Genomic DNA, 26363 nt, shown 5'->3' on the forward strand with positions numbered 1-26363 from the left:
CCCGGGCCAGATTGCTGGCCCGGGCAGAGTTTTGTTGGCCGGACGGGATTTCCACCCGGGCCTGTTTAGCTTATGCCCGGCTCGGAACCGGTGCGTCCACGCTGAGGTCCTCGGCGGCGGCCGGCCCAGTTTCAGTGCGGCGTTCCTTCACGAAATACACCAGGCCCGCCGCGATGGTGGAGGCCGCTGCCAGCGCAAACAGGCCGGGGATGACGCTGCCGGTCTGCTCCTTGATGATGCCGAAGCCGAAAGGGGCCACGAAGCCGCCCAGGTTCCCCAGCGAGTTGATGATGGCGATGGCCGGAGCGAGGACCAGCGGATGCAGCCCGGACTGCGGAATGGTCCAGAACAGCGGCGAGGCGCTCTTGAAGCCCATGGCAGCTATGGCCAGGAACACCAGCGCCATGACCGGCGAGGCGATGGCTGCCGCAAAGGTGCCCACTGCGGCGACCAGGAGCGCAACCACCAGCAGCGGGCGTTTGGACGTGGCCTTGTCCTGCAGCTTCGCGGCGAAGTACATGGCGAACACGGCGCAGATCCAGGGGATGGAGGACAGGAAGCCAACCGTCAGGTCGGTGGTGCCGGGGATCTGCTTGATGATGCTGGGCAGCCAGAACGTGTTGGCGTAAATGGACAGCTGCACGGAGAAGTAGATGCCGCACAGCAGCAGGATCTGCGGGTTCAGGAGCATCTTCCAGCGGTTGATCTTCCCGCCGTCGGCAATGGTGTGCTGCGCGTCCTCATCGGCGATGGCCTTGGACAGGGCATCCTTTTCAGAAGCGGTGAGCCACTTGGCGTCGTTGATTTTGGCGTCCAGGAGGAAAAACACGGTAAAGCCCACAACTACGGACAGGGCGCCCTCGAAGCCAAAAAGCCACTGCCAGCCACGCAGGCCCAGGGCGCCGTGGAGGCTGAGCAGCATCCCGGCGATGGGGCCGGACAGCGCGGCGGCAATCGAGGAGCCGGCGATGAAGATGGCCGTGGCCTTGCCGCGCTGGCCCGCCGGAACCCAGCGGGCGAAGTAGAAGATGACGGCGGGGAAGAAGCCGGCCTCTGCCGCGCCCAGCAGGAACCGCAGGACGTAGAACATGGTTTCGTTCTGCACGAAAGCCATCAGGAAGGAGACTATGCCCCAGCTGACCATGATCCTCGCCAGCCACACCTTGGCGCCGTACTTTTCCATCATCACGTTGCTGGGAAGTTCAAAAATGGCGTAGGCGATAAAGAACAGCCCGGCGCCAAAACCGTAGGCTGCGGCCCCGATGCCGACGTCTGCCTGGAGATGGTCCTGCGCGTACCCGATGTTTGACCGGTTCAGCTGGTTGCAGACCAGCATGACCAGCATGATGGGCAGCACGCGCTTAAAAAACTTCTTCGTGGCCGAGGCCACGTCCGAGACAGCATTGTCCACAGACATCATTGGATGTTTCCTTTGGAATAGATAACCCAGGCCGGCTGCGGGCTCACGAAAGTAGTGGGGCCGGTCACAGCGACCCCACTACTTTACTGGACGGCAGGCAGCGGTCAGTTACCCGAAGGCTGCTGCGCGGCTGGTTGCCTGACGGCTGCTAGCGGACCAGGCAGGGCCGTTTCGGGTCGAAGGACCAGCCGTCGATGTAGTACTGCATGCCGATGCTGTCATCGCGGGCGTCGAGGCCGTGCTGCAGGTACAGCTGGTGCGCCTTGTCCAGGGCTTCGCGGTCCAGCTCGATGCCCAGGCCGGGGGCTGCCGGGACCTCGATGGCGCCGTCCTTGATCTGCAGCGGGTTCTTTGTAAGGCCCTGGCCGTCCTGCCAGATCCAGTGCGTATCCAGTGCCGTGATCTCGCCCGGAGCCGCGGCCCCCGTGTGGGTGAACATCGCCAGCGAGATGTCGAAGTGGTTGTTCGAGTGCGATCCCCAGGTGAGGCCGAACTCGTGGCACATCTGGGCCACCCGGACGGAGCCGTGCATGGTCCAGAAGTGCGGATCAGCCAGCGGGATGTCCACAGCGTTGCTGCGGATGGCGTGGGACATTTCCCGCCAGTCGGTGGCGATCATGTTGGTGGCCGTCTTCAGCCCGGTGGCGCGGCGGAATTCCGCCATCACTTCGCGGCCCGAAAAGCGCCCCTCGGCACCGCACGGGTCCTCGGCGTAGGCCACAACGCCCTGCATCCGCTTGCCGAGACGGATGGCCTCCTCCAGCAGCCAGCCGCCGTTGGGGTCCAGTGTCACCCTGGCGTCGGGAAAGCGCTTGGCCAGTGCCGTGACAACATCCACCTCGTCGTCGCCGGACAGCACGCCGCCCTTGAGCTTGAAGTCGCTGAAGCCGTAGCGTTCCTGGGCAGCTTCGGCCAGCGCGACGACGGCGTCCGGCGTCATGGCCTCCTGGCGGCGGAGTTTCTCCCAGCGGTCAGCCGGCGCGTCCTCCACGAGGTAGGGCAAGTCCGTGCGGGCGTGGTCGCCGATGAAGAACAGGTAGCCGAGCATCGGCACCGAAGTGCGCTGCTGCCCGTCACCCAAAAGTTCCGCCACGGGTACGCCGAGGAATTGCCCGTGCAGGTCCAGCAGGGCGGACTCGACGGCGGTGACGGCGTGGACGGTGGTGCGGAGGTCGAAGGTCTGGAGGCCGCGGCCGCCGGCGTCGCGGTCAGCGAACTCGGCCGCAACCTCCCGGAGGAGCGAACGGTAGCGGGCCACGGGCTTGCCGTTGATCAGCGCGCCGGCTTCCTCGATGGTGGTCCGGATTTTCTCGCCGCCGGGAACCTCGCCCAGGCCGGCGCGGCCGTCGGAGTCGGTAATGATGACGATGTTGCGGGTGAAGAAGGGACCGTGCGCACCGCTGAGGTTCATCAGCATGCTGTCGTACCCGGCAACCGGAACAACCTCGATGCCGGCGATGGTGGGCTGGTTGCTCATGCGCTGACCTGGGCTTTCTCTGCAGCAGCTACTACTTCGCCGTCGATCCGTCGGTTGAGCTGCCAGGGGTTGGCATCCTGAAGCGCCTCCGGGAGCAGTTCCTGAGGGAGGTTCTGGTAGGCGACGGGGCGCAGGAAACGGTTGATGGCGAGGGTTCCGACGGAAGTGGTGCGGGAGTCGGAAGTGGCGGGGAAGGGGCCGCCGTGAACCATGGCGTGGCCTACTTCAACGCCCGTGGGCCAGCCGTTCACGATAATGCGGCCCACCTTTTGCTCCAGGACCGGAAGGAGGCGTGCCGCCGTCGGGTAGTCCTCTTCGGTGAGCTGCAGCGAGGCGGTCAGCTGGCCTTCGATGCGGGCGGCGGCCTGGAGCAGGTCCGGCACGGAGGAGTAGCGGATCACCAGGGACGCGGCGCCGAAGATTTCCTCGTGCAGGACGTGGTTGCTGGTGAATTCCGTAACGCCGGTGCCGAAGATGGTGGGGGCGGGCGCGTTCTCGGTGGGGCCCGGAGTGCCTTGGCCGATGACCTGGACGCCGTCAGCATTGCCGAGGTTTTCCGCTCCGGTGTTCCAGGACTTGGCGATGCCTTCGGTGAGCATGGTCTGGCCGGAGCAAGCGGAAACAGCGCGGCCGACGGCGGCGGCGAGTTTGTCGCCCAGCTCGCCTTCCGGGGCGAAGAGCAAGCCGGGGGAGGTGCAGAGCTGGCCGGAGCTGCCGGTGACGGCGGTGACGTACTGCCGGGCGAGGGCGTCGATGTCTTCGGCCGAGCCGTTCAGCGCGCCTTCGAAGACGAAGACCGGGTTCAGGGAGGACATTTCCGCGTAGACGGGAATGGGCTCGGGACGGCCCGCAGCGGTGCGCATCAGGGCGATGCCGGCTGCTTGGGATCCGGTGAAGCCAACGGCCTTGATGGCGGGGTCGGCGACGAGGGCCTGGCCGATGCTTGCCCCCGGGCCGTAGATCAGCGAGAAGACACCGGGGTGCAGCCCGTTGTCCGCGACCGCTTTGGTGATGGCCTGGCCCACGAGTTCGCTGGTCCCCGGGTGTGCGTTGTGTGCTTTGAAGACCACCGGGCAGCCAGCGGCGAGGGCGGAAGCAGTGTCTCCACCCGCCGTCGAGAAGGCCAGCGGGAAGTTGCTGGCGCCGAACACGGCGACAGGGCCGAGGGGGATCTGGCGCTGGCGGATGTCGGCGCGGGGCAGGGGAGTGCGCTCAGGGATGGCGGGGTCGATGCGGACGCCGCGGAAGTCGCCCTGGCGGACCACGTTCGCGAAGAGCCGCAGCTGGCCGGTGGTGCGGGCACGCTCGCCCTGGAGCCGGGCCGCCGGAAGGCCGGTCTCCTGGCCGGCACGGATGATGAGTTCCTCGCCAATTGCCTCGATGTTGTCCGCGATGGCTTCAAGGAAGCCGGCGTGGGTTTCCGGGTCCAGGGTGCTAAAGGACGGGAACGCCTCGGCGGCGGCGGCCGTTGCTGCCCTAAGCTGCTCCTCGGTGAGCAGCGTGTAGGTGGGCTCCAGTGCCTGGTTGGTGGCCGGGTTGAAGCCAAAAGTGGTTTTGCCTTCGCCGGCAGTGGGCTGTCCGGCGATCAGTGAGTGTCCGGTAAGGGTCACGGTGGTTCCTCCTAGTAAAGGGTTGATCAGGAGAGGCTTGATCAGGAAACGCGGGAGATGAGGGCCTTGAGGTCCGCAAGGTCCTGCTCGGCGAGGTTCTGCAGCGGCGGGCGGACCGGCCCGGCGGAACGGCCGATGGCGTCAAGGCCACCCTTGACGATGGATACCGAGTAGCCTTTCACGCGGTCGCGGATATCCAGGTACGGGATCACAAAGTCGTTGAGCTTCTTGTTCACGGCCACGCGGTCGTTGTTGCGCACGTCCTGGTAGAAGTCCAGCGCGAACTGCGGGACGAAGTTGTACATGGCGCTGGAGTAGGTGCTCATGCCGAGCTGCAGCAGCGGCAGCGCGAATGTTTCGGCCGTGGGCAGGCCGCCCAGGTAGAAAAGGCGGTCGCCGAGCTTGGCGTAGACGCGGGCGTCGTGCTCTAGGTCGCCCACGCCGTCCTTGAAGCCGATCAGGTTTTCGTGGCGGTCGGCCAGTGTTGCCACCGTGGTGTCCTTGTAGATGGCGTTGGCCCGGTTGTAGATGATAACGCCGAGGGACGTGGCGCTGCAGATGGCGCTGACGTGCTCGGTCAATCCGGCCTGGTCAGCCTCGGTCAGGTACGGCGGGAGGAGCAGGAGTCCGTCGGCGCCGGCTGCTTCGGCAGCTTTCGCGTTCTCGATGGCCTGGGCGGTGGATCCGCCGGCGGAGGCGAGGACAGGAACCTGGCCGCCCACTTCTTCGACGGCGGTGCGGACTACGCGCTCTGATTCCGCCGGGGTCAGCGAGAAGCCCTCCCCGGTGCCGCCGGCGGCGAACAGGCCGGCCACCGGGAAGCTTGCCTGCCACGCCAAGTGCTTGCGGTAGTTCTCCTCATCGAACTGCAGTTCGGCGTCGAACGAGGTGACAGGGAAGGACAGCAGGCCTTCCTTGAGGGTGTCCGCCAGTTCCTGGGGTGAGTACTTTGCCACGGTGTGGTCCTCCGGTGTGTGCGCCGCGGGCGGCGGGCTGATGATTCCCCTCCACACTAGGAGCGCTGCTGATGCCTGTCTAAGTGCATTTTTGTATGTATTGATACCTTGCAAGCATGAGCGAACTGCCGTCCCCCTTATTCCATGGCGAACTCAAGGTCCCGCAGAAGGCGCGCCAGCGCAGGGTTGGTTATCCTGCGGTTCCAGATGGCATGGAGTTCAACCTGTTCGCTGTCGCTCACCGCCAGCGGCAGGAACTCCACACCCTTGATGCCCAGCAGGGTCGCAGAGTGCGGCACAAACGCCAGCCCGCGCTTTGCTGCAACGAGCGAGACCATTGTCAGGATCTGGCTCACGGTGTGGACAACGTTGGCATGGTTGAAGGGAAGTGTCCGGACCACCAGGTCGTAGAAGTAGCGGGCCTGGGTTGCCGAGTGCATTATCAACGGCTCCTCCCTGAAGTCCTCGGGCGAGATATCGCGCGCCAGCAGCGTCAAGGGGTGGCCGGAGGGGACGGCCAGGACCATGGACTCGCGGTAGAGCAGATGGGAGTCGAATGTCTCCTTATCGAACGGGGGACGTGCCAAACCGAGATCGAGTTCTCCCGTCAGCAAGCCGTTGAGCTGATCACCTGTTACCAGTTCCTGCAGGTCAACATCCACATCTGGAATGATGCCTGAAAGCTCTTCCAGCAGCGGCCCCAGGATGCTGAAGCCGCTGGCCGCCGTGAACCCGATGCGGAGAATGCCCGAGCGCCCCGAGGCGATCCGCCGTGCCGTTACCGGTGCCCGTTCGGCGAGGGCCATAAGGCGGCGCGCCTCCTCCAGGAACGTCTGTCCAGCATGTGTAAGCTCCACCTTCCGGTTGTCCCGTTCAAGCAGTTCTGCCCCGACGATTTTTTCCAGCTTCTGGATCTGGCGGCTCAACGGGGGCTGAGTCATGTTCAGCCGCTCGGCCGCCCGTCCGAAGTGGAGCTCCTCAGCTACGGCGATGAAGCCGGCCAGCTGGTCAAAAGTAAACATGATGCCTTCCAGGTATCAAATGATGCAGATTTGGGCTTAGACATGCATCATAACCACTCCCTACACTCGACAAAGCGAACGGGGTGACCCGCTTCACAGATGTTTCGGGCCCCAACGCCCGCCGTGCCAACTAGGAGTTCCAATGAAGCACTTCCCCACACGCCGCACGATTCTCGGAGCGGCCTCCGCCGTCACGCTGCTGGCGCTGACGGCGTGCGGCAACGTCGCCGGCGGCGGCACGGCCGATTCCGCGAAATACCCGTCCGGACCCGTCAACCTCTCGGTGGGCCAGGCTGCCGGCGGCAGTACCGACCTGATCGCCCGCGCCCTTGCCGAAGGTGCTTCCAAGACCCTCGGCCAGCCGATGCCCGTGGTCAACAAGCCCGGCGCCAACGGTGCCCTTGCCACCAAGGAAGTGGCCGGCAAACCCGCCGACGGCCAGGAGCTGGTCCTGCTGACCGCCTCCCTGATCACCATCACCCCGCTGGCAGTGACGCCGGATGAGGCCGTCAACATTGACGACCTGGACATCATCGCCGGCCTCTCCCAGGACGACTACGTCCTGGTGGCAAGCGCCGAGTCAGGCTTCAAGAGCTTCAAGGATGTGACGAGCGCCGGCCGCAGCGTCACGTTCGGCACCACCGGTGTTGGCACCGGTAGCCAGCTGGCCCAGACGGTGCTCTTCAAACAGGCCAAGGTCACCGGCACAGACATTCCCTTTGACAGCGGCAAGCCTGCCCTGACGGCCGTCCTGGGCAACCAGGTGGAGCTCGCCACCATTCAGCTCGGTGAAGCCATGCCGCAGATCCAAGCAGGAAAGGTGTCCCCGCTCCTGGTCTTTTCCGAGGAACGCAACAGCTTCCTGAAGGACACCCCGACAGCGAAGGAAGCAGGCTTTGACGTACCCGTGGCCCAGTACCGGGCCGTGGCCGCGCCCAAGGGCACGCCGCAGGAGGTCAAGGACAAGCTCCTTGCCGCCTTCCAGGAAACCTTCAAGTCAGACGCCTACAAGGAGTTCAACAAGAAGAACTCGCTGACCCCGAAGGAGATCTCCGGGGAGGAAGTAGTCACTGAGTGGAAGGGCTACGCGGCAAAGTACAAGGAACTGGTGGAGAAGTACGACATCAGCCTGAGCGGAAATAAGTGATTCCTGTGAAAGGAACCCCCGCAGGACCCACCGGAGGCAGCACCAGTACTGCTGCCTCCGGCGGGGACGCCCCGCACTCCCTCCAGGACGAAGTTCTGGACGACCTGACGCCAGAGCAGCTGGCAGCACAGTGGGAGGAGGAAAAGCCTCCCGCAGCCGGTGCCCTCGCCAACGCTGCGTCGTCGTTGGTGGTCCTTGGCGTCGGCATTGCTGCAGCCATCCTCTCGATGGCCATGGGGCTGGGCACTCCGGCCACCCCGCAGCCCGGCCTTTGGCCGTTCATCATCAGCTGCGTCATGGTGGCCCTGGGACTGTTCCAGCTGATTGCAGGCCGCCACAACCGGGACGCGGAAAAGTTCACGCGCATGTCCGCCGCGCCGCTGACCGGCCTGGTGACCCTCGCTGCGATGGTGGCCCTGATGCCGCTGATCGGCTTCGAACTGCCCGCGCTGGCGCTGTGCGTCATTTGGATGCGCTTCCTCGGCGGTGAAACCTGGCGCTCCACCCTGGTGGTCAGCGCGAGCGTCGTTATTGGTTTTTATGCCATCTTCGTCCTCGCCCTGAACACCTCAATTCCCCACCTCTTCTAGGAGACCTTCCGTGGATTTTCTCAATCCCGTTATCAACGGATTCGCGGTAGTCCTGGAGCCCACCAACCTCCTTTACTGCCTGGTCGGCGTCGTGATCGGCATGCTGATCGGTGTGCTGCCGGGCCTCGGACCCGCGGCAACTATCGCCATCCTGCTTCCGTTGACCTACAACGTGGAACCGGTCACCGCCATCATTATGCTGGCCGGCATCTTCTACGGCGCGCAGTACGGCGGCACCATCACCTCGGTGCTCCTGCGGCTGCCAGGTGAAGCTTCCTCGGTGGTCACCGTGTTCGACGGCTACCAGATGGCGAAACAGGGCAGGGCCGGCACGGCGCTTGGCCTGGCATCCATCGGCTCCTTCGTCGGCGGAACAGCAGCCATCATCGGATTGACGTTTCTCGCACCCATCGTGGCGAGCTTCGCTCTGGATTTCGGCGCGCCCGAGTACACCGCCCTGGCGATGCTCGGCATCCTCCTCGTTGCCACCATCAGCAGCGGGTCGAAAGCCAAGGCCCTGATCGCCGCGGCACTCGGACTGCTCCTCGCTACCGTTGGCCGGGACATCTTCACCGGCGAAAGCCGGTTCACCTTCGGAAGCCTGCAACTCGCAGACGGCATCGACTTCGTGCCGATCGCCATGGGCATCTTCGGCCTGGGCGAGATCCTCTACAACCTGGAGGAGCGGCACCGCGCTGCCAAGGCGCCGTCGAAGGTGGCCAACGTCTGGCCTTCCCGCAAAGACCTCAAGCAGGCATCCGGAGCCATCGGCCGTGGATCCGTGCTGGGCTTCTTCCTGGGAATCCTCCCCGGGGGTGGCGCGACTATTGCTTCCATGGCCTCCTACGCCATGGAGAAGAAGCGGGCCAAGCAGCCGGAGCGTTTCGGCAAGGGTGCCCCCGAGGGCGTGGCTGGACCGGAAACGGCCAACAACGCCGCGGCCACATCGTCCTTCATACCGTTGCTGACGCTTGGCATTCCCGCCAACGCCACCATGGCTCTGATGTTCGGCGCCTTGCTGATCCAGGGGGTAACCCCCGGCCCGCAGCTCGTGGAGCAGAACCCCGAACTTTTTTGGGGCGTGGTGAACTCCATGTACATCGGCAACATCCTGCTGCTCATCATGAGCCTGCCGCTCGTGGGGATCTTCGTGAGGATCCTCCGGGTCCGCGCCGCCATCCTGGCACCCGTCACAGCCCTCATTACGCTGCTGGGTGCCTACACCATCAACAACAGCATGTTTGACGTGACGCTCGTGGTGGTCTTCGGCATCATCGGCTACCTCATGAAGAAGTTCGGCTTCGAACCGGGCCCCCTGGTGCTGGCCTTCGTGCTGGGTGAACTGCTGGAAAGCTCGATGCGGCGCTCCCTGCTGATGTTCGGCGGCGAGCCCCTCGGCTTCTTTGGCCGTCCCATCTCCGCCACCCTGCTGGTGGTCTTCGTCCTGGTAGCTGTGCTTCCGGCCGTCCGCACTGCCATCGCCAAGCGCAAGCGCAATTCAACTGCCACAACATCAGCCGTCACGCCGGACATCAAGGAGAAGGTATGAGCATCATCGTCGGATTCGTCCCCACACCCGCAGGACAGGCCGCACTCACGGCAGGCATCGCCGAAGCGAAGCTCCGGAACGAGGACCTTGTGATCGTCAACTCGGCGCGGCAGGGTGCCCTGGTGGACAAGTCAGTGGCGACGGAGGACGTCCTGGCGCAGGCCGCCAGGCGTGCTGCCGACGTCGGAGTAACGGCAACTGTCATTCAGCCGCCCTACCAGCACGATCTGGCCGATGAGTTCCTTGACGTCGCCAGGGAGGTTGATGCCTCGCTCATCGTTATTGGCTTGCGGCACCGCACCCAGGTGGGCAAGTTCATCCTGGGCAGCCACGCCCAGCAAATCCTGATGCAGGCCGACCGGCCCGTCCTGGCCGTCAAGGCCGACGGCGGCAACTTCTAGTATCCAAAGGACGGGACCAGCATGTACAAACACAATCCCACGAAGCGGGGACCGTCCCTGCCCCAGGCGCCGGTGCCGGACTGGTCAAGGCTTTCCAGGAACGACCACGTGGAGGTTCGCTCCCGCGGCACGGTTATTGCTGGAACGATCGACATGATCGCAGCCAACAGGAGTGTTTTCTGGCTGATCCGAAGCGACGGCGCTGGAAGGACCATGGTGTGCTTTGGGGACGACGTGTCTGTGTCCAAGGTGGCGCAGCAGCGTGAGTTTGCTGCGGCCTAGTGCCACCGGAACAGCAGATAAGTCGCGAAGAAGCCGGTGACCCCCTCTGGGGTCACCGGCTTCTTACGTTCGACGGCGGACGTGTTCCGCCAGGGCATCCAGGACCGGTAGTTGGCCCTTCACCAGCTTGAGCCGCGCTTCCGCTTCCGGAAACCAGCGGGCGTCATCGATTTCCGGGTAATGCTGGATCCGGCCTGAACCTTTGGGCCACTCCAGCGGGAAGGTATTGCTAACGATCTGCTCTGGCCGGAAGTCCTGCTCCGCGGTGAAGACCGTGATGATCTTGCCGGACGGCTGCCGGAACTGTCCGAGTTGCTGGTAGTCCGCGGCGGGGGCGGGGGAGCCCATTTCTTCGGCAAACTCCCGCAGGGCTGCCGCCAGCGGCTCCTCGTCCTCGCTGTATTCGCCCTTCGGGATTGACCACGCCTGTGCGTCCTTGCGCGCCCAGAACGGTCCGCCCATGTGGGCTATCCAGACCTCCAGGCCGCCCGGGTGTGTCCTCTTGTGCAGCAGTATTCCTGCGCTGAAAACCGGCATTTGTCCTCCACCTGCTGAGAGTTTCAAAACGAACGGAAACTGCCGTCCAACGTTAACCTGCAGTTCATGGCGCTGCTTTAGGTTATTCCTTCAGGCACTCTGCTCGAAGGGACCCGTCATGGCTAACATCGCTGAGGTTTTGGGACGGCTAACGCCGGATGAACTTGATGAGCTTCGCACGCTTGGCCCGCAGGGCCACCTGCCGAGGTATCTTGTGGACGCCTTGGACCGGGCGGCCGGAGGACCCGGTTCAGGGCGTGGCTATTACGTGCCCACCGGAAACGTCAGCCCTACCGGCGGTCCGCTCCTGGTGCTGCGCAGCGACGTTGCAGGCTGGCTCTTCAGCGCCCACAGGGACGACCCCGACCAGCTTCCGCAGCACCCTTAACCTGCTGCCGGCCGGGGCGGGGCAGAAGCCCATGGTGCCTGGCTATCAGCGCACGGGATTGTGAATGTTGCCGTGGTACCCGCGGCGGGAGAGCTGTTGAGCCCTATTGTTCCGCCGTGCGCTTCGATAATCGTTTTGCTGACCGGCAAGCCCAGGCCGGCGCCCGGGATTGCTGTTTCACGGGACCGCGCTGACCGGAAGAACTTCGTAAACGCCTGCTCCTGCCCGTCGGCGCTCATGCCTACGCCGGAATTCTTAATTGAACACTCAAGCTCCGCCCCGCTCCTTCCAGCCAGCACTGTGATCCGTCCCCCCCTCGGGCGAGTACTTGATTGCGTTGGAGAGGAGGTTGCCAACCACTTGGCGAATCCGGTTCGGGTTCACCCGGCGGGCAATGGCTGCTCACCGTCGAGATGAGGTCGTTGACCAGGCCCAACAGGTGTTGGCCATTGCGGTGCACCACCAAAAGCTCCGCCTGGATCTCCTCGTGGCCTGGCTCGTCAAATACCAGCTCAAGGTAGCCGAGGATCGATGTCGGCGGTGAGCGAAGCTCGTGGGAAACGGTAGCAACGAAATTGTCCTTGGCCGCCCACCGAATAGGCGCGCTGGTGTGCTTGATCGGCCGGGTCTCCGACCCAATACAGCTCGTCGGCAAGGGTGGAACCGCTGATCGCACGCGAAACAGGGGAGAGGTGCGGGGGCACAGGGGAGGACCGGTCGGTAAGGTGAAGCCCGCTCTGGCCAGCCGTTTGGGTGAGGGCTGCCAGCGCTGGATCAGCCTCCATGGCCTTGTTCGTCAGGACGGTCCCGCCGCAGCTGCCACCACCAGGCAAACAGTGAGGGTGAGGGGCAGTTGGGCCAAGACAACCCGGCCCCGGACCGCGAGCGTTCCGTACAGCGCATCGACGCGGTCGGCAATGGGGCCATCGATGGACAGTCCCCCGGCATCGGCCACAGCTATGTCCGAATCGTGACGTTGCTTCAGCAATCCGGCCCCCAGCGCAGAATTACCGTCCGGCTGCGCGAAGATAGCTCCAGAGTACCGGTGACAACAGGAGTTGGCCCGTTAGTAACCACCCGCAAGCTCTACCCAAGCAGCAAGTCCTATCCAATCAGCAGACTCAGGGCTTCCGTCAAGTGCTCCACTTCGCGGACCGAGAAGCCGGCCGGAACCGGCCCTGGCCCGGTGTGGCTTGCAGGAACTACAGCGTGCGTGAACCCCAGCCGGTGAGCCTCCTGGATGCGCTGGTTAATGCCGGGCACCGGGCGGACCTCACCGGCCAGGCCCACCTCGCCAAAGGCAATCAGGCGAATCGGTAGGGGTTTGCGGGCCTTGGCTGAGGCCACCGCAAGGGCAACAGCGAGGTCCGTGGCAGGTTCACTTAACTTCACGCCCCCCACCGTGGCCACGTAGGAATCGTCCTTGTGCAGCAGGGTGCCCGCGCGCTGCTGAAGCACGGCCAGCAGCATGGAAACCCGGGAACTGTCCAGGCCGCTGGTTGCCCGCCGGGGCTGCGAGTTGGGGCTTTCGGCGAGCAGCGACTGCACCTCCGCCAGCAGCGGACGCCGGCCCTCCATCGTTACGGTGATGCACGTGCCTGAAACCGGCTCCTTGGTGCGGCTGACGAACAGGCCGCTGGGATCGGCGAGCCCTTCGATGCCATTCTCGTTCAGGTCGAAGCACCCGACGTCGTCGGTGGGTCCGTAGCGGTTCTTGACGGCGCGGAGCAGCCGCAGCCGGGAATGGCGTTCGCCCTCGAACTGGCAGACCACGTCCACCAAATGCTCCAGCAGCCGCGGCCCGGCGATGGAGCCGTCCTTGGTCACATGGCCCACGAGCAGGGTTGTCATGTTCCGCCGCTTAGCCGCGGCAATGATGGAGGCAGCCACTTCACGGACCTGCGAAACACCGCCGGCGCTGCCATCCACATCGGCACTGCTGAGGGTCTGCACGGAGTCCACGATCAGGAGGCGGGGCTCGATCTTCTCGACCTGACCCAGCGCCTGGCCCAAATCGGTTTCCGCAGAAAGGTACAGAGATTCCGCGACGGCGTCGATTCGCTCGGCACGGAGCTTGACCTGTGCTGCCGATTCCTCACCGGTCACATAGAGCACGTCCTGCGCCGTCCGGGCAAACTTTGCCGCGACGTCCAACAGCAGCGTGGACTTGCCCACACCGGGTTCACCCGCCAGCAGGATGACTGCACCCGGCACCAGCCCGCCGCCCAAAACCCGGTCCAGTTCATCAACGCCTGTGGGCAGGAACGCAGCCGTGGTGGCGTCCACCTCGGCGATTCGGCGTGCCGGCTCCAGAACAGTGGTGGCCGCCGTCGTTCGCGCAACAGCGGCTCCCGTTTCCTCAACTGTGCCCCACGCCTGGCACTCACCGCACCGGCCCACCCATTTGACGGTGGTCCAGCCGCACTCAGCGCACTTGTAGGCGGGCGCCTTGGACGCCCGGGAAGTCTTTGTTGCCATGGGTTCCACCCTAACGGCGGGCCCTGACATTCCCCGTCTGTCCAGTTGCCACGCAAGCAGGTCACCGGAAGTGCGCGGGAAAGCACTTTGCCGGTGACCATAGCCACCTGTATAGTCAAACGTCGAAGGCATTTTCGCCTACAGGATTGTTACCCGGAATCGGGGCAAGACCTGAGAAGCACAGTACGTGCGTCTCGGGTCTTTTTTTGTGCCCAAAAATAGACAGAGAGGTCTGACATGGCAACTGTGGACTACCGGTCGCTGGCCGGAGATATCTTGCAGGGAGTGGGCGGCGAGACCAACATCGCCAGCGCCACCCACTGCGCAACGCGGCTCCGGCTTAAGCTGCGGGACGACGCAAAGGCCGACACGGCCGCCATCGAAAAACTGCCCGGCGTGATCACGGTCATGAAGGCCGGCGGCCAGTACCAGGTGGTCATCGGCAACGATGTCCCCACGGTCTACGCCGAGCTCGGCAAGATCACAAAGCTCACCGGGGACGCCGCGGCGGATGACGAGGAGCCTGCCCAGCACGGCAACATTTTCAACCGCTTCATCGACATGATCTCCTCGATCTTCTCGCCGGTCATCTGGCCGCTGGCCGCAGCCGGCCTGCTCAAGGCGTTCCTGAGCCTGGCAACACAGCTCGGCTGGCTGAATCCGGCGTCCCAGACCAACGTGATCCTGGCAGCCACCGCGGATGCCCTGTTCTACTTTCTGCCGATGTTCCTGGCAGTCACCGCCGCGAAGAGGTTCAAAGCGAACCAGTTCACCTCGATGGCCATCGGTGGCGCGCTGGTTTACCCGAGCATCGTGGCGCTGGCCGCCCAGGCCGAACCGGTCAGCTTCATGGGCCTGCCGATGGTGATGATGAACTACACCAGTTCCGTCATCCCGATCATCGTGGCCGTCTGGCTGCAGGGCTACCTGGAGCGCTTCCTCACCCGAGTGCTCCCGTCCGCGATCCGCAACTTCACCACTCCGCTGGTGACCCTGGTGGTTATGGTCCCGCTGGTCCTGATGACAGTCGGCCCCGTCACTACCTTGGCCGCGCAGGGCCTCTCGGCGGGCATCACTGCGGCTTTTGCCTTCGCTCCCTGGCTCGCCGGCGCCATCATGGGCGGCTTCTGGCAGGTCTTTGTCCTCTTCGGCCTGCACTGGGGACTCGTCCCGGGCATGCTGAACGAAATCGCCACGCAGGGCCACTCCCTGCTGATGGGCCCGCTGCTGCCGGCGGTGCTGGCACAGGCCGCCGCAACCCTCGCCGTGATGTTCCGGACCCGCAACAAGGCCCGCCGCACGGTGGCCGGCCCTGCTGCACTGTCGGGCTTCCTGGCAGGCATTACCGAACCAGGCATCTACGGTGTCAACCTGCCGCTGAAGAAGCCGTTCTACTTCGGCATCGCGGGCGGTGTGGTGGGCGGCGCCATCGTGGCTGTCGGCGGCAGCGGAGCCACGTCCTTTGTGTTCCCGTCACTGCTGGGTTTGCCCGCGTTCAGCACCGTGGGCAGCTTCGCCCTCCTGATGCTCGGGACCGGCATCGCCATCGCCGTTGCCTTCCTCCTGACGTTCTTCTTCGGCCCGCGTGAGGCGGAAGAAGCAGCGTCCGACGCCGGCACTTCCGTTCCCAAAACGGCTGCGGATACGCATGAGGCTGCTGCGCCCGTCCCGACTTCCGCAGCGACCGGCACCACGAGCCGCACTGCCACCGGCACCGTTGAGGTCCTCGCCCCAGTCGCTGGACAGGCAGTTGCGCTGGCCGACGTCCAGGACAAGGTGTTCGCCTCGGGCGCCATGGGCAAGGGCCTGGGCATCATCCCGGCGGGCGGCCGTATCTACTCGCCGATTTCCGGCTCCATCAAGGCGGCTATGAAGACCGGCCACGCCTTCGGAATCAAGTCCGACGACGGCGTGGAGGTCCTGGTCCACATCGGCATCGACACCGTCCAGCTCCAGGGCCGCGGCTTCGAATCCGCCGTTACCCGCGGCCAGCAGGTCCGTGCGGGCGACCTGCTCGCCGTCGTCGACCTGGACGTGGTGACCGAAGCAGGCTATGACACCACCACCCTGGTGATGGTCACGAACACCGCCCAGCTGGCGAGCGTCGACCCGGTGGCGGACGGCACCCTCGCCCAGGGCGAGACCGCCATCACCGTCCAGGTCTGAGCCCAAGCCCGCACTCCACTTTCCAGTCCTACTGATGAAGGAATGATTACTGTGACCACCACTTTCCCCGAAGGATTCCTCTGGGGCGGCGCCACCGCCGCCAACCAGATCGAAGGCGCGTACAACGAGGGCGGCAAAGGGCTCTCCATCCAGGACGTGATGCCCAAGGGCATCACCGAGACCCCCACGGAAGGCCCGACGCCGGAAAACCTCAAGCAGGTGGCGATCGACTTCTACCACCGCTACGAGGAGGACATCGCCCTCTTTGCGGACCTGGGGTTCAAGGTCTACCGCTTCTCCATCGCGTGGAGCCGCATCTTCCCCCTCGGCGACGAGGAAACCCCCAACGCCGAAGGCCTTGCCTTCTACTCCCGCCTGCTGGACGAACTGGAAAAGCACGGCATCGAACCGCTGGTGACCATCAGCCACTACGAGACCCCGCTGCACCTGGCCCGTAAGTACAACGGCTGGACCAACCGGGAGCTGATCGGTTTCTACGAACGCTACTGCCGCACCCTGTTCGAGCACTTCGGGTCCCGGGTGAAGTACTGGCTGACGTTCAACGAGATCAACTCCGTGCTCCATGAGCCGTTCCTCTCCGGGGGCATCCCCGCGCCCAAGGAGCAGCTCACCAAGCAGGACCTTTACCAGGCCATCCACCACGAGCTGGTGGCGTCCGCGAGGGCCACCAAACTGGCCCACGAGCTGATGCCCGGTGCCCAGGTTGGCTGCATGATCCTGGCACTGCCTGTGTACCCGCTGACTCCGGACCCGGCCGACGTGGTGGCTGCGATGCACACAGCCCAGGACAGCTACGCGTTCGGCGACATCCACTGCCGCGGCGAGTACCCGGGCTACCTGCTGCGCTACTTCCGGGACAACGGGATCGAGCTGGACATCACCGCACAGGACCGCGAGGACCTGAAAAACACGGTGGACTTCGTCTCCTTCAGCTACTACATGAGCGTCTGCGAGACGGCGGACCCGGCGAAGAAGGTGACCGGCCCCGGCAACATCATGGGAGGCGTGGTCAACCCCACCCTCAAAGCCTCCGAATGGGGCTGGCAGATCGATCCGCAGGGCCTGCGCGTAGCCCTGAACGATTACTGGGACCGGTGGCAGAAGCCGCTCTTCATCGTGGAAAACGGCGTAGGCGCCAAAGACCAGCTCGTGGAAGTGGACGGGGCCAAAACCGTCGTGGATGATTACCGCATCGCGTACCTCAACGACCACCTGGTGCAGGCCCGTGAAGCCGTGGAAGACGGGGTGCAGCTGCTGGGCTACACCGCGTGGGGATGCATCGACGTGGTCAGTGCCTCCACCGCGCAGATGAGCAAGCGCTACGGGTTCATCTACGTGGACCGCAACGATGATGGCACCGGAACCCTTGATCGCTACCCGAAGAAGTCCTACGGGTGGTACAAGGAAGTCATCGCCAGCAACGGCGCGAGCCTGAAGAACTAGCCCCGGTCTGAAAGACTGGCGCCAGCAGAGTTTCCGGACAGGTGCGACGGCCCGAAGCGTCCGAAAGTCGCCGTACCTGTCCGGAAACTCAAGGCTCACCACTTGTTCCGCTCAACGATGAAAGGAGGACGACGTGGAGGTGTTGCGCGTTTTCAACAACAACGTCGTCCTCGCCCGCGCCGCCGACAGGGGAGAGGTCATCCTCACCGGCCGCGGCCTGGGGTTCCAGGCCAAACCCGGCCAGTTGGTGGACGAAACCAAGGTGGTACGCGTCTTCGTTCCCGAAGACGGCCGCAACGCCGACAACTTCGGCGCCCTGGTGGCAGCCATCCCGCCGGAACACCTAGCGCTGGCAGACCAGGCGCTGGAAATTGCCCGCGGGGGAATGACAGGACCGCTGAACTCCACCACAGTGGTGGCACTTGCGGACCACCTCAGCTTCGCCATCAAACGGCTGCGGCAGGGCCTGAACGTCGAGTACCCGCTCCGGGCCGAGGTCGCCCACCTTTATCCGGATGAGCTGCGGATGGGGCAGCAAATCGTCGATTTCGTCAACGACAAACTCGAGGAACAGCTGCCCCGTGACGAGTCGGTTGCAGTGGCACTCCACCTCGTCAACGCAGGCTTCGCCAGCGGCGACCTCTCCTACACGTACCAAATGACGGGCGTCTTCGCCCAGCTCTTTGAGGTCCTGGAGCAGGCCTATGGCCGCGCCTTTGACCGGGAAACCGTCAACGCCGCCCGCTTCATCACCCACCTGCGCTACTTCTTCGTCCGGGCGCACACCGGGCGGCAGTTGGCGGAAGGATCAACCGGACTGGGGTCCGCCATCCGCGAAGCCTACCCCGAGGCCTTCGGCACTGCCCTGAAGCTGCAGGCCGTCCTGGAACTCCGGCTCGGCGAGCCCCTCACCGATGACGAAGTAACCTACCTGACCCTTCACGTGGCCCGGATGGCTGACGACCTTCGCCTCAACCAGGGCGCCGAAACCGGCAGCTGAACCACCGGCTGGTTAAAGCGCGGGGAGCACGTCCCGGGCTTCGCGCGCGTCCATGCCGGTGGCCTCCAGCAGGTCCACCATCAGCGGCCGGTACAGCATCACCACTGTTTCCCCTTCCAGCCTCTGCACCTCCAGCATTTTGGGATGCAGGCGCAGGGCGATTTCGCTCAGGTCCCGGCGGGCCGTGCGCAGGTGGGCGCGGCGGACGCCGTCGTGCGTTTCCGCCAGGCCCAGCGACAACTCGTCAATAGCGGCAGCGGTCTCCTGCAGCACCTCCGCAATGTTCTCCGTCGCCTCATCGGAAAGCGCAGCGTGGTTGATAGCACTGGTGAGCCGGCGTGCGAAGACCCTGCTGTTCCTCAGCGCCAGGTCAATGAAGTCGAGCGACTGCTTGAGCCGGTCCAGTTCCTCCCGGTGCCTCCTGTAGGCCGGCGCGAGGGTGGCCACCTCCCCGGACGCGCGGAGGGACTGGCGCATTCCGTCCACCAGCGGCTGGCAGTTCCTGCCCCGAATAAGGGCGTGCCACGCCTGCGTGGAATCGCTGTTGACGAGCGCGTCGCCGCACTCGCGCAGCACCTCGGCCAGTTCGTGGAGCAGCTTTTGGACGTCCTTGCGGGGCTCCCGCCGGGGGTCCTTGGGGATGAGGATGGTGACCAGCAGCGCGCAGAGGCCGCCCACCACTGCGTCGATGCTCCGCGTGAACGGCCCGCCAGCCGGCGCGGGCAGCAACACAACCAGGAGCGACTGCAGCCCCAGCTGGGTGGTGAAGATGGTGCCGCTGTCGAGGAAGCGTGCCAACAGGATGGAGAAGAGAAGGACGACGGCGGCCTGCCAAATGCCGCCGCCCAGCCAGTGCAGGAGCAGGTCACCCACGGCAATGCCGATGGTGCAGCCCAGGCCCACCTCCACCACGCGCCGCAACCGCGGTTCGCGCGAGAAGCCCAGCGCGATCAGGGACGACGTGGCGGCGAACAGGGGACCGGAATGGCCCAGCACATACTCGGCGAAGGCGTAGGCACCCACCGCACAGAGGGTCATCTGGATGGCAGGAAGCAGGGAGTTCCGGCTGCGGATCAGGCCGGTGCGGATACGGCCATGCAGGAACCGCCTGCTTGCTGAGAGTCCTGCTGCGGGGGCCATGACGTCCAGTCTATTGCTGCCCGGACCTTATATTTCTGAAGCCTGTGCACTACGGCCGGACATGTGATCTACGCAATGGGAACCCGGCACTTGTAAGCCAATATCCCGCCGTCGTTAATGTCCTGTTCACTTTGGACCGCCAATCCCGTTACCTGCGGCCCTTAACTTCGATGAAGGTACAAAACGTACGCATCGCGCTGCAGGGCGTCTCCGGTCCTGCCCGCAAAACTGAGACCCTGGAAGGGGTACAACTAGTGAAGGCACTCCGCTTCGGCCGCCACGCGGCTATCGCTGTTATCGCAGCCGGCGCTCTCGCGCTCACCGCCTGCGGTTCAGACAACGCCACGGGCACCTCGCCTACCGGCGGCCAGACTTCAGCCGGCACCAAGGTCACCGGCACCCTCACCGGCATTGGCGCTTCCTCCACCGGTGCAGCCATGGACGCGTGGAAGGCCGGTTTCGCTTCCGCTAACCAGGGCGCCACCGTGCAGTACTCCCCGGACGGCTCCGGCGCAGGCCGCAAGGCCCTCCTCGACGGCTCGGCACAGTTCGCCGGTTCGGACGCCTACCTCAAGGACGAAGAGCTCGAGAGCTCCAAGGCCGTATGCGGTCCCGACGGTGCCATCAACATCCCCGTCTACATTTCCCCGATCGCCGTGGCCTTCAACCTCCCCGGCATCACCGAGCTGAAGCTCGACGCCGCTACTGTGGCCAAGATCTTCCGCGGCGATATTGCCAAGTGGAACGATCCCGCAATTGCCGCGCTCAACGAGGGCGTTACCCTGCCGGACCTCAAGGTCACCCCGGTAAACCGCTCGGATGACTCCGGCACCACCACCAACTTCACCGATTACCTCGCTACGGCAGCTCCTGAGGTCTGGACGGACGAGTCCGACGGCATCTGGCCTGCAACCCTGCAGGGCGAGAACGCCAAGGGCACCTCCGGTGTGGTCAAAACCGTTACCGACACCCCCGGTGCCGTGACCTACGCTGATGACTCCGCGGTTGGCGGCACACTCGGCACCGCGTCCATCAAAGTGGGCGAGGAATTCGTAGCGATCTCCGCAGAAGCAGCCGCCAAGGCCGTGGAAGCCGGCACCCCCGTTGAAGGCCGAGCCAGCACCGACGTTTCCATCAAGCTGGACCGCAAGACCAGCGCGGCCGGCGCCTACCCGGTGGTCCTCGTTTCCTACCACGTGGTATGCAGCACATACGACAAGCAGGAAACCGTTGACCTGGTCAAGGCCTTCGAGAACTACGTCGTCTCCGAGGAAGGCCAGCAGGCCGCCGCGGATTCCGCCAAGTCCGCCCCGCTCTCCCCGGCCCTGGCCGAGAAAGCTGCCGCGGCCATCGAGTCCATCAAGGTCAAGTCCTAATAACCGCTCTGAATCCGGGTTCCCCGCCTGCCGAAAGGCAGTGCGGGGAACTTGGCTTTGGACGCAGCCTCTTCCCCTCCCAGTAATCGATCGAAGGGCCGTCGAATGACCGCCACCTCCCTGACCAGCACCCAGGGCGCCGGCCGCGCCGGGGACAAAATCTTTTCGGGTGCAGCCCTGGCCGCCGGCTGCCTCATTCTCGCCGTCCTCTTCGGCGTCGCACTCTTCCTCGTGGTCCAGGCCATCCCGGCGCTGACCGCACCGGCCGCCGAGATCCAGGGCGGTGAAGGCTTCTTTGCCTACATCTGGCCCATCGTGATCGGCACGCTCATCGCGGCAGTCATCGCGCTGGTCATCGCGACGCCCATCGCCATTGGCGTCGCGCTGTTCATCTCACACTTTGCCCCGCGCGGGCTCGCGTCCGGCCTGGGGTACGTGGTGGACCTGCTCGCAGCCATCCCGTCTGTAATCTACGGCGCCTGGGGTGCAGCGTTCCTGGCCAAGGAAATCTCCCCGGCCTATAACTGGCTCGCGGGCAACATGGGCTGGCTGCCCATCTTCCAGGGCCCGGCCTCGGCCACCGGCAAGACCATTCTCACGGCAGGAATCGTCCTCTCCGTTATGGTGCTGCCCATCATCACCTCACTTTCCCGCGAGATCTTCCTCCAGACCCCCAAGCTGCATGAGGAAGCCGCTCTCGCTTTGGGCGCCACGCGCTGGGAAATGATCAAGATGTCCGTCCTGCCGTTCGCCCGCCCGGGCATCATCAGCGCCGTTATGCTGGGCCTCGGCCGCGCCCTAGGCGAGACGATGGCCGTGGCGTTGGTGCTCTCCTCCGGCGCGCTGACCGCAAGCCTGATCCAGTCCGGCAACCAGACAATCGCCGCGGAGATCGCCCTGAACTTCCCCGAGGCAAGCGGGCTCAAGGTCAGCACGCTGATTGCCGCCGGCCTGGTCCTGTTCGTCATCACCCTGGCCGTGAACATGATCGCGCGCTGGATCATCACCCGGCACAAAGAATTCTCGGGAGCCAACTAATGACCTCAACGCTTACTCCCGTACGCAAGCGCTCGGCGCTTACCAAGGGCCAGTTGCCCAAGTACGCGCCCTACGTGGTCCTGGCCGTCGCGCTGATCGTCGGTGCGGCCATCCTCGCCCTGGTGGGCTTCAACGCGTTCGGCTGGGGCATAGTCTCCGCGATCCTGTTCGCCATCGGCCTGGTGTCCTGGAGCGCCGCCGTCGAGGGGTCCCGCAAGGCAAAGGACAAACTGGCCACCTGCCTGGTGGTGGGTTCCTTCCTCGTGGCCCTGCTCCCGCTCTTCTCGGTGATCTGGACCGTGCTCGTCAACGGTGTGCCCGGGCTCCTTACGCCCGGGTTCCTCACCAACTCCATGAACGGCGTCACCGGCGTCTTCGACACCCGGGCAGTGGAACAAGGCACACCGGTCCTGGGCGGCATCTATCACGCGCTCCTGGGCACGGTTCAGATCACGCTGCTGGCAACCATCATCTCGGTGCCGGTGGGCCTGCTGACCGCCATATACCTGGTGGAATATGGCAACGACGGCCGGCTTGCCCGCGCCATCACGTTCTTCGTTGACGTAATGACCGGCATCCCTTCCATCGTGGCCGGCCTCTTCGCCGCGGCCTTCTTCTTCGCCGTGGTTGGCCCGGGCACCAAGACCGGTGCCGTTGCCGCCGTCGCCCTTTCCGTGCTGATGATCCCCGTGGTGGTGCGGTCCAGCGAGGAAATGTTGAAGATCGTTCCCAACGAACTGCGTGAGGCCGCGTACGCCCTGGGCGTGCGCAAGTGGCGGACCATCGTCAAGGTGGTCATCCCGACGGCGATTTCCGGCATCGCGTCCGGCGTCACCCTGGCGATCGCCCGCGTCATTGGCGAGACTGCCCCCATCCTGGTCACCGCTGGCTTCGCCACCAGCATCAATTCCAACGTGTTCAGCGGCTGGATGGCCTCGCTGCCCACATTCATCTACACCCAGATCCTGAATCCCACCTCACCGGCCAACCCGGACCCGTCGTCACAGCGGGCCTGGGGTGCCGCCCTGGTGCTGATCATCCTGGTGATGATCCTCAACCTGGGCGCCCGGCTGATCGCCAGGGTCTTCGCCCCCAAGGCAGGCCGCTGACCGCCTGCTCCTTCCGGTCCCACGGGCCGGGTCATAGACTTCAATTCATACCCAGTTAGTGAAGGAACATCATGTCTAAGCGCATCGACGTCAAGGACCTGAACGTGTACTACGGCGATTTCCTCGCGGTGGAAGACGTCACCATCAACATCGAGGCCAAGTCCGTCACCGCGTTCATCGGTCCGTCCGGCTGCGGTAAGTCCACCTTCCTGCGGACCCTCAACCGCATGCACGAGGTGCTTCCCGGTGCCCGCGTGGAGGGCGAGGTCCTGCTCGACGGCGACAACCTGTACGGCCCCGGCGTGGATCCCGTAACTGTCCGCTCGCAGATCGGCATGGTCTTCCAGCGGCCCAACCCGTTCCCCACCATGTCCATCCGGGACAACGTGCTGGCGGGCGTGAAGCTGAACAACAAAAAAATCTCCAAGGGCGAGGCTGACGTTTTGGTGGAGCGCTCGCTGAAGGGCGCCAACCTGTGGAACGAGGTTAAGGACCGCCTGGACAAGCCCGGTTCAGGCCTCTCGGGCGGCCAGCAGCAGCGGCTCTGCATCGCCCGGGCCATCGCCGTAGAACCGCAGGTGATCCTGATGGACGAGCCCTGCTCCGCGCTGGACCCCATCTCCACCCTGGCCATCGAGGACCTCATCAACGAGCTCAAGGACCAGTACACCGTGGTGATCGTTACCCACAACATGCAGCAGGCAGCCCGCGTTTCGGACCGGACCGCCTTCTTCAACATCGCGGGCACCGGCAAGCCCGGCAAGCTGATTGAGATCGGGGACACCCACACCATTTTCAGCAACCCCACCCAGAAGGCAACTGAGGACTACGTCTCCGGCCGGTTCGGATAAATCCGCAGCCCGGTAGCCGCCGTCGAAAGCGGCTACTCGGGCACTTCCAGCTGGAAGCCGCACCGGCAGCGCAGGACCCTGGTGGGAAGTGAGACTGCGCTGAGTCCGCCACTGCCGCTGCTGGTGCGGTAGCACAAGCGTTCAATTTCGAACTCGGCTGCCTCCATGGGGAAGCCGCAGTGGACGTACTCATCACCGAACATAACCACCTTGGCCATCCAGCGCACCTGGTGCAGGGCCGCGGCAACGTCCGCCGCGTACGCAAGGTGTTCGTGGAACCGGCGGCAGTCATTGCAGGTGTACGAAACGGTGACCAGGTCACCGTTGGCTGCCCCCATCGCTGTGATGGCGTGGATGGTCAGGTGGTGTTCCGTCCCGCAGGTTTCGCATTCCATCTGCCGTGGCTGGGGCAGGGAGTGCCGGGGATTCGAGTTGGACACGGTGCTCTTTTCCGCGATGTGCATCCGGGCCGCCGGTATTCTGCAGCGGCGTTGGTCCGCGGCCCTGCACCCGGCGGCGGATGTCGGCCCCGGCAGCAGCGCTTGGGGCGTACTGTCGAATCTACGTCAGACGTGTCAGCCTGTACAGGGCAGCAGGGACTTCCAGGTTCCCCGGGGGAATGACGGCGTGGGCCACCGTGCGGCCACCGCTGACGCTGGTTCGTCGCCTGCAGCCGGAACGCGGCGACCCGCTCACCCTGCCAGCGGGGACAGTGCCAGGGCCAGGACAAACGCGAGGGCGGCCGTCGCCGCCGGCGTCAGGATCCACAGCGCCACGATGCGGATCACCAGCTTCCGGTTGGTCACCGAAAAGTTCTGGTTTTCGCCGGCGCCCAGCACCGCGGAGGTGACGGTATGCGTGGTGGAGAGCGGCCACTGCAGGCCAATCGCGCCCACAAACAGCATGAGGGCGCTAAAGATCTGCGCCACCGAGCCGCGCAGCGGATCAACCTTGGTAATTTTGTAGCCGATGGTGTGCGAGATCCGCCAGCCCCCATACAGCGTGCCGGCAGTGATCATCACCGCCGTAAGCAGCGCCACCCACACGGGGATGGTGCCGCCGTCGGAATAGCCCGCGGCCAGCAGTGCGAGGATCAGCACGGCGCTGATCCGCTGCCCGTCCTGCAGGCCGTGGCCAAAGGCGACCGCCCCGGCAGCTATGGACTGGCTCCGGCGGAACCGCTGGTTGACCACGTTGGGTTGTGTGTAGCGGGCAGCCCAGGTGGCCGGGTACACGAGCAGGAAGGTGCCGCTGTAGGCCACCAGCGGCGACAGCACCAGTGGCAGGACCACCTGAAACAACAGGGAATGGTCCACTCCGCCCACGCCCGTACCGCCCACCGCCAGGCTGGCGAGTCCGGCGCCGGCGAGGCCCCCCACCAGGGCGTGCGTGGAAGAGGCCGGAATGCCCCGCCACCACAGCAGGATGCCCCACGCAATGGCACTGCCAAGACCGGCGAGCAGGATGCTGAGGCCGTCCGTCCCTTCGGGCAGGTGGATCCAGGTCTGGCTGACAGCCACTGCCAGGAGCGCGCTCATCAGGGCACCCAGGAAGTTGAAGAAGGCGGCCAGCAGCACTGCCACGCTGGGTGTGAGCGCACGGGTCCGGACGGCAAGGGCCACCGAGGTGGAGACGTCGCGGAAGCCGTTGACGAACGCGAACACGGCTGCCAGCAGGACCACCGCGCCGAAGACGACAGCTGTCACCTCAGGATTCCTTGACGATGATGCTGCCTACCTGGGTGGCGATCCGCCGCATGTCCTTGGTGACGTCCACCAGCTGGTCGGCGACATCACGGTTTCGTGAGTACTGCGCCCACTTCATGTCCCTGATCATGTCCGCCACCCAGACCCGGTGTGTCCGTTCTGCACGCTTGGCCAGGCGGAGGATCTCGATCCAGTAATCCTCCAGGTCGTCCAGGTTGTCGAGCCGGCGCATGGCGTCCACGGTGAGCTCGGCCTGCCGGCTGACGATTTCCAGCTGGTCCGCGGCACGCTTGGGCAGCCGCTCGAGGCGGTACAGCGCCACCAGTTCAGCCGCGCCATCCAGCTTCTCGATGGCTTCGTTGAGGTAACGGGACAGGGCATACATGTCTTCGCGGGGGAGCGGGTTCACGAAGCTGGTTCGCATGTGGGTGAGGAGGGCGAAGTGCAGCTCCGCGGATTTGGCCTCGTGGTTGTGCATGTCCTCCACGAGCTTGCCGTGCTCTGAGGCGGGGACGCCGAGGATTTCGGCCAGGGTGGCGCTGGCCAGCACGATTTGCTGCGCCATCTGCGATAAGAGGTTCAGCCCGGCGGGCTCCTGGGGAAAAAGGCGCAGCTTCACAGTTACCGGTCTCCGGGATAAGTACGGGGCGGGAGTT

The 26363-nt window shown here is 64.8% G+C and carries 27 protein-coding genes; 13 read left to right on the forward strand and 14 right to left on the reverse strand.

Annotated elements, in window-relative coordinates; genetic code table 11:
• Positions 1-70 precede the first annotated feature (70 nt).
• The 5 genes from AC50X7_RS15630 to AC50X7_RS15650 all read right to left on the reverse strand — a co-directional run bounded on the left by AC50X7_RS15630 (position 71) and on the right by AC50X7_RS15650 (position 6485).
• Positions 71-1420, reverse strand: coding sequence for an MFS transporter (locus tag AC50X7_RS15630; protein ID WP_494979860.1), 1350 nt, complete (start codon positions 1418-1420; stop codon positions 71-73).
• Between the two features lie 148 nt (positions 1421-1568).
• On the reverse strand, positions 1569-2897 hold the full coding sequence (locus AC50X7_RS15635) for an enolase C-terminal domain-like protein (RefSeq protein WP_494979861.1): 1329 nt from the start codon (positions 2895-2897) through the stop codon (positions 1569-1571).
• Positions 2894-4507: an aldehyde dehydrogenase (NADP(+)) gene (locus tag AC50X7_RS15640; RefSeq protein WP_494979862.1), complete on the reverse strand. Its 1614-nt coding sequence runs from the start codon at positions 4505-4507 to the stop codon at positions 2894-2896. Before AC50X7_RS15640 ends, AC50X7_RS15635 begins: the two co-directional genes overlap by 4 nt.
• Before the next feature lie 41 nt (positions 4508-4548).
• Entirely contained in the window at positions 4549-5463 is a 915-nt protein-coding gene (gene kdgD, locus AC50X7_RS15645) for a 5-dehydro-4-deoxyglucarate dehydratase (RefSeq protein WP_494979863.1), read from the reverse strand.
• A 137-nt stretch (positions 5464-5600) separates the two neighbouring features.
• Positions 5601-6485: a LysR substrate-binding domain-containing protein gene (locus AC50X7_RS15650; protein ID WP_494979864.1), complete on the reverse strand. Its 885-nt coding sequence runs from the start codon at positions 6483-6485 to the stop codon at positions 5601-5603.
• 142 nt (positions 6486-6627) lie between these two features.
• On the opposite strand from AC50X7_RS15650, the gene AC50X7_RS15655 reads away from it, so the two are divergent.
• The 5 genes from AC50X7_RS15655 to AC50X7_RS15675 are packed head-to-tail and all read left to right on the forward strand — an operon-like array spanning position 6628 to position 10454.
• Entirely contained in the window at positions 6628-7632 is a 1005-nt protein-coding gene (locus tag AC50X7_RS15655; protein ID WP_307097065.1) for a Bug family tripartite tricarboxylate transporter substrate binding protein, read from the forward strand.
• A gap of 5 nt (positions 7633-7637) precedes the next feature.
• Positions 7638-8222 carry a tripartite tricarboxylate transporter TctB family protein gene (locus AC50X7_RS15660; protein ID WP_494979865.1) on the forward strand — a complete coding sequence of 195 codons (585 nt, stop codon included), beginning with the start codon at positions 7638-7640 and terminating at the stop codon, positions 8220-8222.
• A gap of 10 nt (positions 8223-8232) precedes the next feature.
• Positions 8233-9771, forward strand: a complete 1539-nt coding sequence (locus AC50X7_RS15665; protein ID WP_494979866.1) for a tripartite tricarboxylate transporter permease — start codon at positions 8233-8235, stop codon at positions 9769-9771.
• A complete protein-coding gene (locus AC50X7_RS15670; protein ID WP_104044183.1) occupies positions 9768-10172 on the forward strand; it encodes a universal stress protein in 405 nt (134 codons plus the stop codon). The genes AC50X7_RS15665 and AC50X7_RS15670 overlap by 4 nt, the downstream gene beginning before the upstream one ends.
• 21 nt (positions 10173-10193) lie before the next feature.
• On the forward strand, positions 10194-10454 hold the full coding sequence (locus AC50X7_RS15675) for a hypothetical protein (protein ID WP_494979867.1): 261 nt from the start codon (positions 10194-10196) through the stop codon (positions 10452-10454).
• Positions 10455-10517: 63 nt separating this feature from the next.
• On the opposite strand, the gene AC50X7_RS15680 is transcribed toward AC50X7_RS15675, so the two are convergent.
• A complete protein-coding gene (locus AC50X7_RS15680; RefSeq protein ID WP_494979868.1) occupies positions 10518-10991 on the reverse strand; it encodes an NUDIX hydrolase in 474 nt (157 codons plus the stop codon).
• 118 nt (positions 10992-11109) lie between these two features.
• Here AC50X7_RS15680 and AC50X7_RS15685 point away from each other — a divergent pair, with 118 nt between their 5' ends.
• Positions 11110-11379: a hypothetical protein gene (locus AC50X7_RS15685; RefSeq protein WP_494979869.1), complete on the forward strand. Its 270-nt coding sequence runs from the start codon at positions 11110-11112 to the stop codon at positions 11377-11379.
• On the opposite strand, the gene AC50X7_RS15690 is transcribed toward AC50X7_RS15685, so the two are convergent.
• The 4 genes from AC50X7_RS15690 to radA all read right to left on the reverse strand — a co-directional run bounded on the left by AC50X7_RS15690 (position 11376) and on the right by radA (position 13857).
• Entirely contained in the window at positions 11376-11735 is a 360-nt protein-coding gene (locus AC50X7_RS15690; RefSeq protein ID WP_494979870.1) for a sensor histidine kinase, read from the reverse strand. The two genes, AC50X7_RS15685 and AC50X7_RS15690, sit on opposite strands and share 4 nt — an antisense overlap.
• Entirely contained in the window at positions 11621-12055 is a 435-nt protein-coding gene (locus AC50X7_RS15695; RefSeq protein WP_494979871.1) for a histidine kinase dimerization/phospho-acceptor domain-containing protein, read from the reverse strand. The genes AC50X7_RS15690 and AC50X7_RS15695 overlap by 115 nt, the downstream gene beginning before the upstream one ends.
• Positions 12056-12175: 120 nt before the next feature.
• Positions 12176-12367 (reverse strand): hypothetical protein, encoded by a 192-nt coding sequence (locus AC50X7_RS15700; protein WP_494979872.1) that lies wholly within the window; start codon positions 12365-12367, stop codon positions 12176-12178.
• 116 nt (positions 12368-12483) lie between these two features.
• Positions 12484-13857: a DNA repair protein RadA gene (gene radA / locus AC50X7_RS15705; protein ID WP_494979873.1), complete on the reverse strand. Its 1374-nt coding sequence runs from the start codon at positions 13855-13857 to the stop codon at positions 12484-12486.
• Between the two features lie 237 nt (positions 13858-14094).
• Between radA and AC50X7_RS15710 the strand changes: the two genes are divergently transcribed.
• The 3 genes from AC50X7_RS15710 (at position 14095) to AC50X7_RS15720 (ending at position 18487) form a co-directional block, all read left to right on the forward strand.
• Positions 14095-16023, forward strand: coding sequence for a beta-glucoside-specific PTS transporter subunit IIABC (locus tag AC50X7_RS15710; protein ID WP_494979874.1), 1929 nt, complete (start codon positions 14095-14097; stop codon positions 16021-16023).
• A gap of 42 nt (positions 16024-16065) precedes the next feature.
• A complete protein-coding gene (locus tag AC50X7_RS15715; RefSeq protein ID WP_494979875.1) occupies positions 16066-17487 on the forward strand; it encodes a glycoside hydrolase family 1 protein in 1422 nt (473 codons plus the stop codon).
• Between the two features lie 133 nt (positions 17488-17620).
• On the forward strand, positions 17621-18487 hold the full coding sequence (locus AC50X7_RS15720) for a PRD domain-containing protein (protein ID WP_494979876.1): 867 nt from the start codon (positions 17621-17623) through the stop codon (positions 18485-18487).
• 12 nt (positions 18488-18499) lie between these two features.
• Here AC50X7_RS15720 and AC50X7_RS15725 read toward each other — a convergent pair whose 3' ends face one another.
• Positions 18500-19627 (reverse strand): FUSC family protein, encoded by a 1128-nt coding sequence (locus tag AC50X7_RS15725; RefSeq protein ID WP_494979877.1) that lies wholly within the window; start codon positions 19625-19627, stop codon positions 18500-18502.
• Positions 19628-19881: 254 nt separating this feature from the next.
• On the opposite strand from AC50X7_RS15725, the gene pstS reads away from it, so the two are divergent.
• The 4 genes from pstS to pstB all read left to right on the forward strand — a co-directional run bounded on the left by pstS (position 19882) and on the right by pstB (position 24001).
• Positions 19882-21003 (forward strand): phosphate ABC transporter substrate-binding protein PstS, encoded by a 1122-nt coding sequence (gene pstS, locus AC50X7_RS15730; RefSeq protein ID WP_494979878.1) that lies wholly within the window; start codon positions 19882-19884, stop codon positions 21001-21003.
• 105 nt (positions 21004-21108) lie between these two features.
• Positions 21109-22041 (forward strand): phosphate ABC transporter permease subunit PstC, encoded by a 933-nt coding sequence (gene pstC, locus AC50X7_RS15735; protein ID WP_307097047.1) that lies wholly within the window; start codon positions 21109-21111, stop codon positions 22039-22041.
• Positions 22041-23150, forward strand: coding sequence for a phosphate ABC transporter permease PstA (pstA, locus tag AC50X7_RS15740; RefSeq protein ID WP_494979879.1), 1110 nt, complete (start codon positions 22041-22043; stop codon positions 23148-23150). The genes pstC and pstA overlap by 1 nt, the downstream gene beginning before the upstream one ends.
• A 71-nt stretch (positions 23151-23221) precedes the next feature.
• The gene (gene pstB / locus AC50X7_RS15745; protein WP_050056681.1) at positions 23222-24001 is read left to right on the forward strand and encodes a phosphate ABC transporter ATP-binding protein PstB; all 780 of its coding nucleotides are present in this window, start codon (positions 23222-23224) and stop codon (positions 23999-24001) included.
• A gap of 32 nt (positions 24002-24033) precedes the next feature.
• Here pstB and AC50X7_RS15750 read toward each other — a convergent pair whose 3' ends face one another.
• From AC50X7_RS15750 to AC50X7_RS15760, 3 genes are all read right to left on the reverse strand, one after another.
• Positions 24034-24465: a hypothetical protein gene (locus tag AC50X7_RS15750; RefSeq protein ID WP_494979880.1), complete on the reverse strand. Its 432-nt coding sequence runs from the start codon at positions 24463-24465 to the stop codon at positions 24034-24036.
• Between the two features lie 228 nt (positions 24466-24693).
• The gene (locus AC50X7_RS15755) at positions 24694-25707 is read right to left on the reverse strand and encodes an inorganic phosphate transporter (RefSeq protein ID WP_494979881.1); all 1014 of its coding nucleotides are present in this window, start codon (positions 25705-25707) and stop codon (positions 24694-24696) included.
• A 1-nt stretch (position 25708) separates the two neighbouring features.
• Positions 25709-26326, reverse strand: a complete 618-nt coding sequence (locus tag AC50X7_RS15760; RefSeq protein WP_494979882.1) for a nuclease PIN — start codon at positions 26324-26326, stop codon at positions 25709-25711.
• Positions 26327-26363: the final 37 nt, after the last annotated feature.

It is taken from the genome of Pseudarthrobacter sp. Hb11 (assembly GCF_059383655.1).